At 72.7% G+C, this 12,285-nt stretch carries 7 protein-coding genes and 1 riboswitch; of the genes, 6 read left to right on the top strand and 1 reads right to left on the bottom strand.

What is annotated here, in order from left to right:
* The first annotated feature begins 109 nt into the window (after positions 1 to 109).
* Together IF00_RS0118860 and IF00_RS0118865 are read left to right on the top strand one after the other, a co-directional pair.
* Complete coding sequence (locus IF00_RS0118860) at positions 110 to 4,018, top strand: Pls/PosA family non-ribosomal peptide synthetase (protein ID WP_030319532.1); 3,909 nt, start codon at positions 110 to 112, stop codon at positions 4,016 to 4,018.
* Positions 4,019 to 4,062: 44 nt separating this feature from the next.
* Positions 4,063 to 5,469, top strand: coding sequence for a M1 family metallopeptidase (locus tag IF00_RS0118865; RefSeq protein WP_030319534.1), 1,407 nt, complete (start codon positions 4,063 to 4,065; stop codon positions 5,467 to 5,469).
* Between the two features lie 74 nt (positions 5,470 to 5,543).
* Here the strand turns inward: IF00_RS0118865 and IF00_RS0118870 are convergent, their stop codons facing one another.
* Positions 5,544 to 7,433 (bottom strand): AMP-dependent synthetase/ligase, encoded by a 1,890-nt coding sequence (locus IF00_RS0118870; protein WP_030319535.1) that lies wholly within the window; start codon positions 7,431 to 7,433, stop codon positions 5,544 to 5,546.
* Between the two features lie 348 nt (positions 7,434 to 7,781).
* Here IF00_RS0118870 and IF00_RS45665 point away from each other — a divergent pair, with 348 nt between their 5' ends.
* From IF00_RS45665 to IF00_RS0118890, 4 genes are all read left to right on the top strand, one after another.
* Complete coding sequence (locus tag IF00_RS45665; RefSeq protein ID WP_158710483.1) at positions 7,782 to 7,925, top strand: hypothetical protein; 144 nt, start codon at positions 7,782 to 7,784, stop codon at positions 7,923 to 7,925.
* Between the two features lie 229 nt (positions 7,926 to 8,154).
* Positions 8,155 to 9,831, top strand: coding sequence for an NAD(P)/FAD-dependent oxidoreductase (locus tag IF00_RS0118880; RefSeq protein ID WP_030319536.1), 1,677 nt, complete (start codon positions 8,155 to 8,157; stop codon positions 9,829 to 9,831).
* A gap of 56 nt (positions 9,832 to 9,887) precedes the next feature.
* On the top strand, positions 9,888 to 11,420 hold the full coding sequence (locus IF00_RS0118885) for an ATP-binding protein (protein ID WP_425338336.1): 1,533 nt from the start codon (positions 9,888 to 9,890) through the stop codon (positions 11,418 to 11,420).
* Positions 11,417 to 11,770 carry a UBP-type zinc finger domain-containing protein gene (locus tag IF00_RS0118890; protein WP_030319538.1) on the top strand — a complete coding sequence of 118 codons (354 nt, stop codon included), beginning with the start codon at positions 11,417 to 11,419 and terminating at the stop codon, positions 11,768 to 11,770. Before IF00_RS0118885 ends, IF00_RS0118890 begins: the two co-directional genes overlap by 4 nt.
* A gap of 158 nt (positions 11,771 to 11,928) precedes the next feature.
* Positions 11,929 to 12,153, top strand: a riboswitch (cobalamin riboswitch).
* Positions 12,154 to 12,285: the final 132 nt, after the last annotated feature.

Raw genomic sequence — 12,285 nt, forward strand, 5'->3', positions numbered from 1 at the left:
GCCGACGCACTAGACTGGCGGGCTGTTTGGCGTCGGAACGGAACAACCCGGGCAGACCCGGGCTCCTCCCGACGACCCGGACGTTGCCGGGAACGAGACGCGAGGTCCGATGGCAGCCACACCCGAGCACGGTGAGACCGCTCTGCTCCACGACGGGGACGCGTGGGAGGAGGAGTCCGGGAAGTCCGCCCGGTTCTCCGCCGGGCCCGCCGCCCCGGTGCGCACCCTCGTCGACATCTTCGAGGCCTCGGTACGGGCCTACCCCGACGAGCTCGCCCTGGACGACGGCGGCACCAGGCTGACCTACCGGGCGCTGGCGGTGGAGGTCGAGCACCGGCGGCGCGCGCTCGCGGCCGCCGGTGTGGGGCTCGGCGACCGGGTGGGCGTCCGGGTGCCGTCCGGGACGAACGAGCTGTACGTGGCCATCCTCGCCGTGCTCGCCGCGGGAGCCGCCTATGTGCCGGTCGATGCCGAGGACCCGGACGAGCGGGCCGAGCTGGTCTTCGGCGAGGCCGGTGTGCGGGCCGTGGTCGGCGCGGAGCAGCGGATCGTCGTCACCGGGCGGGAGGGCGACGGTGCCACCGCCGGGCGCCCCGGGCCCGAACACGACGCGTGGATCATCTTCACCTCGGGCTCCACGGGCAAGCCCAAGGGTGTCGCCGTCAGCCACCGCAGCGCCGCCGCGTTCGTGGACGCCGAGGCCGCGCTGTTCCTCGTCGACGAGCCGATCGGGCCCGGCGACCGGGTCATGGCGGGCCTCTCCGTCGCCTTCGACGCCTCCTGCGAGGAGATGTGGCTGGCCTGGCGCTACGGCGCCTGCCTGGTGCCCGTCCCCCGGTCGCAGGTGCGCAGCGGCGCCGACCTCGGCCCCTGGCTGGTGGAGCAGGAGATCACGGTGGTCTCCACCGTGCCGACGCTCGCCGCGCTCTGGGATCCGGAGACCCTCGACGAGGTCCGGCTGCTGATCTTCGGCGGCGAGGCCTGCCCGCCCGAGCTGACCCAGCGCCTGGTCACCGAGGGCCGCGAGGTGTGGAACACGTACGGCCCCACCGAGGCCACCGTCGTCGCCTGTGCCTCCCTGCTGACCGGTGAGGAGCCGATCAGGATCGGTCTCCCGCTGAACGGCTGGGAGCTGGCCGTGGTCGACGAGTCCGGTGAGCCGGTGCCGATGGGCGGCAGCGGCCAGCTGGTGATCGGCGGCGTCGGGCTCGCCCGCTACCTCGACCCCGAGAAGGACGCGGAGAAGTACGCCCCGCTGGAACCCCTCGGCTGGGAGCGCGCGTACCGCAGCGGGGACCTCGTCCGCGCCGAGCCGGAAGGTCTGGTCTTCCTCGGCCGCGGAGACGAGCAGATCAAGCTCGGCGGCCGCCGCATCGAGCTGGGCGAGGTGGACTCCGCGCTCCAGGGCCTGCCCGGCGTCGCCGGTGCGGCCGCCGCCGTCCGTACCGCGCGCAGTGGTAACCAGCTGCTCGTCGGCTATCTCGTGACGCAGGAGGGCTGGGACCACGCGGCGGCGGTCGAGCGGCTGCGCGCCGAGCTTCCCGCGGCTCTCGTGCCGCTCCTCGCGCCCGTCGCCGACCTGCCCACCCGCACATCGGGCAAGGTGGACCGGGACGCGCTGCCGTGGCCGCTGCCCGACCTGGAGACCACCGGCCCGTCCGAGCAGCTGTACGGCACGGAGGCCTGGCTCGCCGAGCAGTGGAGCGAGACCCTCGGCGTGGCCGTCACCGGCCCCGCCGACGACTTCTTCGCGATCGGCGGCAACAGCCTCGCCGCCGCCCAGCTCACCACCCGGCTGCGCACCCGCTATCCGGGCGCGGCCGTCGTCGACATCTACCAGCAGCCCACCCTGCGCAAGCTGGCCCGGCGCCTGGAGAAGTCCGCCCAGGACGACGGGGCCGTACGGACGATTCCGCCGGTGCCGTTCCGGGCCGGGCTTCTCCAGACCGTCCTGCTGCTTCCGCTGTTCACGGTGATCGGGCTCCGCTGGACGGTGGCGCTGCTCGCGCTCGGCAACGTCCTGCGCTGGTTCGGGGCCCATCCCTGGGCGCCGACCGCCTCGTGGTGGGTGGTGGCCGCCGGTGCGGCGCTGCTCTTCAGTCCGCCCGGCCGGCTGGCGATCGCCGCGGGCGGGGCACGGCTGCTGCTGCGCGGGGTGAAGGCCGGACGTCATCCGCGGGGCGGCAGCGTCCATCTGCGGCTGTGGACCGCCGAGCGGCTCGCCGAGTTCGTCGGCGCGACCTCGCTCACCGGATCCTGGCTGGAGCGGTACGCGCGGGCGCTCGGCGCCAAGGTGGGCCCGGACGTGGACCTGCACGCGCTGCCGCCGGTCACGGGCATGCTCAAGCTCGGCCGCGGCTGCGCCGTGGAGTCCGAGGTGGACCTCTCCGGCTACTGGCTGGACGGCGACCGGCTGGAGATCGGCCCGGTGAAGGTCGGCGCGGGCGCCGTGGTCGGCACCCGCAGCCTGCTGTTCCCCGGGGCGCGGGTCGGCAAGCGGGCCGAGGTGGCACCCGGCTCGGCCGTGGCGGGGCAGATCCCGACCGGGCAGCGCTGGGCCGGTGCGCCCGCGGGCAAGCTCGGAAAGGCCAAGCGGAACTGGCCCAAGGAGCGGCCGGCGCGGCCGCTCCGCTGGCGGGCGGTCTACGGGGCGACCGGATTCCTCCTCACGGTTCTGCCGTTGCTCGCCGCCCTGCCCGCGCTGCTCGTCGTGAGCCGCTTCGTGCCCGCCGACGCCGGGCTAGCCGAGGCGCTGCGGGGAGCGCTGCTCGCCGTGGTGCCCGGGGCGCTCGCCTACGGGTTCGCGTACGCGACGCTCGTGCTCGTCTCGGTGCGGCTGCTCAGCCTCGGGCTTCGCACCGGCAGCCATCCGACGCACAGCCGGGTCGCCTGGCAGGCGTGGACCGTCACACAGCTGATGGACCTGGCGCGGGAGACGCTGTTCCCGCTGTACGCCGGGCTGATCACCCCGGTCTGGCTGCGGCTGCTCGGGATGAAGATCGGCCGGGGCGCCGAGGTGTCCACGGTGCTCGCCCTGCCGAGCCTCACCACGGTCGGCGAGGGCGCGTTCCTCGCCGACGACACCTTGACCGCCCCGTACGAGCTGGGCGGCGGCTGGGTGCGGATCGGGCACTCCGAGATCGGCCGCCGGGCTTTCCTCGGCAACTCCGGCATGACCGCGCCGGGCCGCACGGTGCCGGACGACGGACTGGTCGGCGTCCTGTCGGCGACGCCGAAGAAGGCCAAGAAGGGCAGCTCGTACCTGGGCCTGCCCCCGGTCAGGCTGCCGCGGTCCGCGGCGGACTCCGACCGGAGCCGGACGTACGACCCGCCCGCGCGGCTGCTGTGGGCGCGCGGTCTGGTGGAGCTCTTCCGGCTCCTCCCGGTGTTCTCCTCGGCCGCCCTCGCGGTCCTGACCGTGGCGGCCCTCTGCGCCCTGGCCACCGCGACCGGTCTGGGGGTCTGGGGCACTGCGCTGCTGTCCGGAGCGGTCCTGCTCGCCGCGGGTGCGGCCGCCTGCCTCGTCTCGGTGGCCGCGAAGTGGCTGCTCGTGGGCCGGCACCGGACGGGTGAGCACCCGCTGTGGTCCGGCTTCGTGTGGCGCAACGAGCTGGCCGACACGTTCGTCGAGGTCCTCGCCGTGCCGTGGCTGGTCGGATCGGTGCCGGGGACGCCGCTGCTCAACCTGTGGCTGCGCGGGCTCGGGGCCCGGGTCGGCCGGGGCGTGTGGTGCGAGAGCTACTGGCTGCCCGAGACGGACCTGGTCGTGCTCGGTGACGCGGTCAGCGTGAACCGTGGCTGTGTCTTGCAGACTCACCTCTTCCACGACCGGATCTTGAGGACGGATACTGTGGTCCTCCGCGAGGGCGCCACCCTGGGCCCGGGCGGAATCGTCCTGCCCGGCAGTTCGGTCGGGGCCCGCAGCACGCTGGGTCCCGCCTCTCTCGTGATGGCCGGGGAATCCGTCCCCGCCGACACCCGCTGGCTGGGCAATCCGATCGAGGCGTGGCGGGCCTGAACGGGCAGCACGAGCACAGCACAGGGCAGGGAGCGGGAGCAGCAGTGAGCGGCGAGCGGACAACGGCATCGGACCCGTACTTCCCTGACCACGGCGACTCCCGTTACCGCGTGCATCGGTACGAACTCGCTCTGGACTACCGCCCCGGCCCCAACCGGCTGGCCGGGACGGCGCGGCTCAGCGCCATCGCCGGCCGGGCGCCGCTCACCGAGTTCCATCTGAACCTCTCCGAGTTCAAGGTCGGCCGGATCCTGGTGAACGGCCGTGCGCCGCACTACACCCACCGCGGCGGCAGGCTCCGTGTCCGGCCGGCCAAGCCGCTGTCCGCGGGCGCCGCGTTCACCGTGGAGGTGCACTACGCGGGCAACCCCAGGCCGGTACGCAGCCCGTGGGGCGGGCTCGGCTGGGAGGAGCTGACCGACGGCGCCCTGGTCGCGAGCCAGCCCGTCGGCGCCCCCTCCTGGTACCCGTGCAACGACCGGCCCGCCGACAAGGCCTCGTACCAGATCTCGGTCAACACCCCTTCCGCGTACACCGTGGTGGCGGGCGGCCGGCTGCTCACGCGTACGACCAAGGCCAGCACGACCACCTGGGTGTACGAGCAGTCCGCGCCGACGTCCAGCTATCTGGTCGGTCTCTCCATCGGCATGTACCAGACGGTGCTGCTCGGGGACCCGGGGCTCGGCGGGGTGCCGCAGAGCGCCCATGTGCCGGCGCATCTGCTGCCCCGCTTCTCGCGTGACTTCGCCCGGCAGCCCGCGATGATGCAGCTGTTCGAGGAGCTCTTCGGGCCGTATCCGTTCGGCGAGTACGCGGTGGTCGTCGCCGACGAGGAGCTCGACGTGCCGGTGGAGGCCCAGGGGCTCTCCCTCTTCGGCGCCAACCACGTCGACGGTGCGCGCGGTTCGGAGCGTCTCGTCGCGCACGAGCTCGCGCACCAGTGGTTCGGCAACAGCGTGACCATCGCCGACTGGCGGCACATCTGGCTGAACGAGGGCCTGGCCAAGTACGCCGAGTGGCTCTGGTCGGAGCGCTCCGGCGGCCGCACCGCGCAGGAGCTCGCGTCGACCGCGCACCGGCTGCTCGCCACGCAGCCGCAGGACCTGAAGCTCGCCGACCCGGGGCGCAAGCTGATGTTCGACGACCGCCTGTACGAGCGTGGGGGTCTCACCGTGCACGCGATCCGCTGTGCCCTGGGCGACGGTGCCTTCTTCCGCATGCTGCGCGACTGGGCGACCGTGCACCGCCACGGCGTGGTGACCACGGCGACCTTCACGGCCCATGTGTCCCGCTACGCGACGGAGCCGGTGGACGGCCTGCTGAGGGCCTGGCTGCAGCAGCCGTCCCTGCCGCCCCTCCCGTCCCCGCACGGTGCGCCGGCCATACCGGAACGGCCCGCGTACCCGCCCACGAACGGCGGATCCGGGGGCCTGGGCAGGGCCTCCGCGTAGGCGGGCGCCGCACCGGGTGCCGAGGTCGAGCACCCGGTGCGCTCGGGGCGGGCCCGCGGGGCGCCCTCAGGGCGTCACGCTTCGCGGGCGCCCTCGTACATGGCCTCCACGACCTCGGCGTACTCCCGCTCCACGACGGGCCGTTTGACCTTGAGGCTCGGGGTGAGTTCGCCGTGCTCGATGTCGAGGTCGCGCGGCAGGACCGCGAACTTCTTGATCGTCTGCCACCGCTGCAGGTCGCCGTTCACGCGCTGGACGAAGCCGTCGATCAGCGCGTGCGCCTCCGGCGAGGAGGCGATCTCCGCGTAGCTGCGCCCGCCCAGGCCCTGTGACTCCGCCCAGGGCATGATCACGCTCTCTTCGACGGTGATCAGGGCGGTGCAGTAGTTGCGGTTGTTGCCGATGACCAGGATGTTGCTGGCGTACGGGCAGACGGCCTTGAACCGGCTCTCGATCTCGGTGGGCGCGATGTACTTGCCGCCGGAGGTCTTGAACAGGTCCTTCTTGCGGTCGGTGATCCGGACGAAGCCGTCCTTGTCGATCTCACCGATGTCGCCGGTGTGGAACCAGCCGTCGCTGTCCAGCACTTCGGCGGTCTTCTCCGGGAGGTTGTGGTAACCGCGCATGACGCCGGGGCCCTTCAGGAGGATCTCCCCGTCCTCCGCGATCCGCACCTCGGTGCCGGGCAGGGGCCTGCCGACCGTGCCCACCCGGAAGTTCTCGACGGGGTTGACCGTGACGGCCGCACTGGTCTCCGTCAGGCCGTAGCCCTCGAGCACGGGCACGCCCGCGCCGGCGAAGAAGTAGCCGATGTCGGGGGCGAGTGCGGCGCTGCCCGAGGCACTGCCGCGGAGTTCGCCGCCGAAGGCCGCACGGATCTTGCCGTAGACGAGCCTGTCGGCGACGGCATGCCGCACGGAGAGCCACAGGGGCAGCGAGCGCCGTCCCGTCGCCACGACGGTCTCCTGCCCGGTCCTGGCGTAGTCGCGCGCGACCTGCGCCGCCCACAGGAAGATCTTGTGCTTGGCTCCGCCCTCCGCCTTCGACCGGGCGGCGATCCCGTTGTAGACCTTCTCGAAGATCCTCGGTGCGGACGCCATCACGGTGGGCCGGACGACGGGCAGATTGGTGATGATCCGGTCGATGCGGCCGTCCACCGCGATCACGCTGCCGGTCTTCACCTGACCCGCGATCAGGGCGTTGCCGAAGACGTGGGACAGCGGCAGCCACAGGAACTGCACGTCGTCGGGGAGCAGCAGCCCGCTGACCTCCTGTGCGACGGCCTGGTACGACCAGCAGTCGTGAACCAGGCGCACGCCCTTCGGCCGGCCGGTCGTGCCGGAGGTGTAGATCAGGGTGGCGAGACCGTCCGGCCGGATGGCCCCGACGGCCGCGTCGATCGCGTCCGGATGCTTCTGCAGGTGCGCCGTGCCCCGCTTCTCCAGCTCGGCGAGGGTCAGCACGTCCAGTCCCTCGGCCCGGGGCATGTCCGCATCCGGGTCGAACACGATGACGGTGTCGAGCCCGGGCAGGCCGTCCGTGTGGATGGCCACCTTGGCCAGCTGTTCGGCGTTCTCGACGAAGATGGCCCGGCTGCCGGAGTCGGCCAGGATGTACGCCGTCTCCTCGGCGTTGGTGCTCGGGTAGACGGCGGTGGCGGCGACGCCGGCGCACATCATGCCCAGGTCGGCGAGGATCCACTCGACCCTGGTCGACGAGGAGATGGCCACGCGCTCCTCGGGCCGCAGCCCGAGGGTGAGCAGGCCGGCCGCGATCGCCTTCACGCGCTCCGCGGTCTGGGCCCATGTCAGCGAGCGCCATTCCTCGGTTCCGGCGGCGCCGTGCCCGGCCGTCGCCACCGGGTAGCGGTAGGCCTCCCGGTCGGGCGTGGCCTCGACCCTGGAGAGGAAGATGTGCGCCACTGACTGCGGGCGGCTTTCAAGAAGGTGCTGCGCGGAACTCATCTCAACCCCCCGGGACCGGACTGCCCGTCAACGATTCATTGACCGGTCGGTAACTTGCGAGCTGTGGTGAGGCTAGGCGGAAACGCGCCGGTGCGTAAGGGAGCAGGCGAAGAAAGGTCCGGTGTCCGCAGGAGTCCGGGAAAGGCGGAGGACTCGGACGGGGCGTCCGCCGGAGGGTACTCATGCGCGCAGGGAACCCGGCGCGGCTGAGCGCGCTCCCGGACTTCTGCGGGCGCGGGGCGCCGACCTCTGCGGCATCGCCGCGCTGGGGGTGCGACCGCCCTCCGATCGGGGTCCCGTACCGGAGGCCGCCCGCTCCGCGCCGGCGCCCTGGCCGAGGCGGGCACCGTGCCGGTCCTGCGGTGCGGTGTCGCCCCCGCCGTCGTCCTCCTGGCCGAGGAGCCGGGCAAGGACGAGAGGAGCACACGGCTGGAGGCCGTCGAGGCATCGCTGTCGCCGGTCTCCGTCTGGACGGTCCGGCACATGCCGTGACGACGCCCGGGTCCGGCCGGCCCACGCCGTGTCGGCCCCCGCGACGGCCGGCACACGCCGTGACACGGGTGCTCCGTCTCACCCCCGGGAGATCCGTAGCGCACAGGCGCCGGCGGCGCACAGGCCGTCGCGATCCGGAGCGGTCCCATGGGATCGAACTTACGATGGGCGGGAGCCGGCGTCGGCAGCCCGCCGTGCCGGCCGTCCGAGGTGAGCAGGGCGGAGACGCATGGCACAGGTCACCGACGCGGCACGGACCGTCATCCTGACGGTGGACGACGACCCGGGAGTGTCCCGCGCCATCGCCCGCGACCTGCGGCGCCGCTACGGCGGCGGCTACCGGATCGTGCGCGCCGAATCCGGCGAGTCCGCCCTCGACGCGCTCCGCGAGCTGAAGCTGCGGGGCGCCCTCGTGGCCGTGATCCTCGCCGACTACCGCATGCCGCAGATGAACGGCATCGAGTTCCTCGAACAGGCCCTGGGCGTGTACCCGGGCGCCCGGCGCGTCCTGCTGACCGCGTACGCCGACACCAACGCGGCCATCGACGCGATCAACGTCGTCGACCTCGACCACTACCTGCTCAAGCCGTGGGACCCACCGGAGGAGAAGCTCTATCCCGTCGTGGACGACCTCCTGACGGCCTGGCGCGCCAGTGACTACCGGCCGGTGCCCGCGACCAAGGTGGTCGGTCACCGCTGGTCGGCGCGCTCCTCGTACGTACGCGAGTTCCTGGCCCGCAACCAGGTGCCGTACCGCTGGTACTCCTCCGACGAGCCCGAGGGCCGGCGTCTCCTCGACGCGGCCGGGGCCGACGGCCGCCGGCTTCCCCTGGTCATCACTCCTGACGGCACCGCGCTGCTCGAACCGGACGCACCCGAGCTGGCCGCCCGGGTGGGGCTCGCGACGACGCCGGCCGCCGACTTCTACGACCTCGTCGTCATCGGCGGCGGCCCGGCCGGGCTCGGCGCCGCGGTGTACGGAGCCTCCGAGGGTCTGCGGACCGTCCTGGTCGAGCGCTCGGCGACCGGCGGGCAGGCCGGCCAGAGCTCCCGGATCGAGAACTACCTCGGCTTCCCGGACGGCGTCTCCGGTGGGCAGCTGACCGAACGCGCCCGCCGGCAGGCCACCCGGTTCGGGGCCGAGATCCTCACCGCGCGCGAGGTCACGGGTCTGGAGGTGAACGGCGCGGCTCGCGTCGTCCGCTTCTCGGACGGCACGGAGGTCGCCGCCCACAGCGTCATCCTCGCCACCGGGGTGTCCTACCGGCAGCTCCTGGCACCGGGCTGCGAGGACCTGACCGGGCGCGGTGTCTACTACGGCTCCTCCCTCACCGAGGCCTCGTCCTGCGAGGACCAGGACGTCTACATCGTCGGCGGCGCCAACTCCGCGGGGCAGGCCGCGGTGTTCCTGGCGCGGGGCGCGAAGTCCGTGACGCTGCTCGTGCGCGGGGAGTCGCTGGCGGCCTCGATGTCGTACTACCTGATCCAGCAGATCGAGGAGGCGCCGAACATCACCGTGCGGCCCAGGACCGTCGTCGGGGCCGCGCACGGCGAGGAGCACCTGGAACGGCTGACCCTGCGGGACGCCGTGACCGGCGCGACCGAAGGCGTCGACGCCCAGTGGATGTTCGTCTTCATCGGGGCGGCCCCGCTGACCGACTGGCTCGACGGGACGGTGCTGCGCGACGAGAACGGCTTCATCCTGGCGGGACCGGATCTCACGCCGGACGGGCGGCCACCGGCCGAGTGGGCCCTCGACCGGCCGCCGTACCACCTGGAGACGAACGTTCCCGGGGTATTCGTGGCGGGGGACGCGCGCGCCCGGTCCGCGAAGCGCGTCGCCTCCGCCGTGGGAGAGGGAGCCATGGCCGTGATGCTCGTCCACCGGTATCTGGAGCAGTCATGAGCGGACAGGACATGAGCGGACAGGACGCGGGCGGCGCGGACGCGGGCGGCCGGGACATGGGCGGCCCGGACATCGGCGGCGAGGTCCTGCCCTGCGACCAGCACGAGATCGGCTCGCTGTTCCTGTTCGAGAAGCTCTCGCCCGAGCAGCTCTCCCGGCTGTGCGCCGAGGGACGGGTGGAACGGTTCGGGCCGGGACCCGTCTACATCGAGGGCGACCCGGCCACCTGCTTCTACGTGATGATCGAGGGAACCGTCGTGATGTACCGCCGAGTCGGCGGCGACGAGGTGGAGGTGACCCGCACCTCGCAGCGGGGTGTGTACGCGGGTGCCATGCAGGCGTATCTGGGCGACCGGGTGCCCCAGACGTACAACAACTCCATGCACGTGACCGAGCCCACCCGGTTCTTCGTCATGCCCGCGCAGTCGTTCGCGGACATCATGGCCGAGTGGTTCCCGATGGCGGTGCACCTCCTCGAAGGGCTGTTCTTCGGCTCGAAGAACACCCAGCGCGCCATCGGCCAGCGCGAACGGCTGCTCGCGCTCGGCTCGTTGTCCGCCGGACTCACCCACGAGCTCAACAACCCGGCCGCGGCGGCCGTCCGGGCCACCGCGGCGCTCCGGGAGCGGGTCGGCAAGATGCGGCACAAGCTGTCCGTCATCGCCAAGGGCCCCTACTCCCGGGAGGCGCTCGCCGAACTCATCGAGATCCAGGAACGCACCGCGGAACGAGTCGCCAAGGCACCGGTGCTGAGCCCGCTGGAGGCGTCCGACCGGGAGGACGAGCTCGCCGACTGGCTGGAGGACCACGGCATCCCGGAGGGCTGGCGCGTCGCGCCCACCTTCGTCCAGGCCGGTCTGGACACGGACTGGCTGGAGCAGGTGGCGGCGACCGTGGCCGACGACGTGCTGCCGGGAGCCGTCGGCTGGCTCAACTACACGGTCGAGACAGAGCTGTTGATGGACGAGATCGACGACTCCACCAACCGGATCTCCCATCTGGTGGACGCGGCCAAGCAGTACGCGCAGCTCGACCGCGCCCCGCACCGTGAGGTCGACGTCCACGAACTCCTCGACAGCACGCTCCTGATGCTGTCCGGCAAGATCGGCTCCCGGGTGCGCGTCGTCAAGGACTACGACCGTTCCCTCCCCGATGTGCCCGCCTATCCGGCGGAGCTGAACCAGGTGTGGACCAACCTCATCGACAACGCGGTGTCCGCCATCGGAAGCGACGGCGGCGACGGCACCCTGACGGTCCGTACGGCCCGGGAGGGCGACCGGCTGCTCGTGGAGTTCCGCGACACGGGCCCCGGCGTCCCCGAGGAGATCCGCGGCCGTATCTTCGACCCCTTCTTCACGACCAAGCCGGTCGGCGAGGGCACCGGTCTCGGCCTCGACATCTCCTGGCGGATCGTCGTGAGCAAGCACCACGGAAGCCTCCAGGTCGAGTCCGTCCCGGGCGACACCCGGTTCCAGGTGCTGCTGCCGCTGACCGCCCCGGAGACGGATTCCGGGCCGGAAGACGGGTCCGGCTCCCCCACCCCCGCCCCTACCGACACCGACTCCGACACCGCCGAGGAGCACGCATGACCGAGATCGAGGGCATCGACACGAGCGTCCCGCCCAGCGGCCCGGGCTGCGGGGACTGCGACACGGTGGGCGGCTGGTGGTTCCACCTGCGGCGCTGCGCCCAGTGCGGCCACATCGGCTGCTGCGACTCCTCTCCGGCCCAGCACGCCACCGCGCACTGGAAGTCCACCGGACATCCCCTCGTCCAGAGCTTCGAGCCGGGCGAGAGCTGGTTCTGGAACTACGCCACCGACGACCTGTACGACGCCGGCCCCGCGCTCGCCCCGCCGGACGGCCACCCGGCCGGCCAGCCGGCCCCGGGCCCGGCCGACCGCGTCCCGCAGGACTGGCAGCGGCACCTCCACCGCTGAGTGCCCCGCCGCCCCTGGACCGACCGGCGGCCGGCCTCCCCGAGTGCCGCCGTCCCTGGGGGAGACCGACCGGCGACCGGCCTCCCCCAGGGACGGCCGACGTACGGCCGCCGCGTTCCGATATGCGGTGAGGGGTGTGCGGTCGGCGTTCGTCCGCCTAAGGTGGCCGTGCAGCTGGTTCGCCCCGTCCGCCAGGCGGGATGCGTCGTAAGAGGGAACCCGGTGGGAATCCGGGACTGCCCCGCAGCGGTGAGCGGGAACGACCGCCGTCATACGCACTGGGCCCGGACGGGTCTGGGAAGCGACGGCCAGTAGGTGCCCTCCGGTCGCGTCCGGAGAGCGTGCCCGCAAGTCCGAAGACCTGCCCGTTGCCCGCGCGCGGACGATTCCGCGTGCGGAGATCCCGGTGACCTCGTGGGCGGGTCGGCGCGCATATCGAGCGGCACGTGCGGCACATCCGCGCCGTGGTCCGCCGGTCTGTCCGTTCCTTCGCGTCCGCGTCCCGTCTCCGGGGC

It is taken from the genome of Streptomyces flavochromogenes, assembly GCF_000717595.1.
Taxonomy (GTDB): domain Bacteria; phylum Actinomycetota; class Actinomycetes; order Streptomycetales; family Streptomycetaceae; genus Streptomyces; species Streptomyces flavochromogenes.

Coding starts and splice junctions, on each gene's coding strand:
- IF00_RS0118890 (WP_030319538.1), top strand. CDS start 11,417: ATGACCGAGATCGAGGGCATCGACACGAGCGTCCCGCCCAGCGGCCCG.
- IF00_RS0118870 (WP_030319535.1), bottom strand. CDS start 7,433: ATGAGTTCCGCGCAGCACCTTCTTGAAAGCCGCCCGCAGTCAGTGGCG.
- IF00_RS0118880 (WP_030319536.1), top strand. CDS start 8,155: ATGGCACAGGTCACCGACGCGGCACGGACCGTCATCCTGACGGTGGAC.
- IF00_RS0118885 (WP_425338336.1), top strand. CDS start 9,888: ATGGGCGGCCCGGACATCGGCGGCGAGGTCCTGCCCTGCGACCAGCAC.
- IF00_RS0118860 (WP_030319532.1), top strand. CDS start 110: ATGGCAGCCACACCCGAGCACGGTGAGACCGCTCTGCTCCACGACGGG.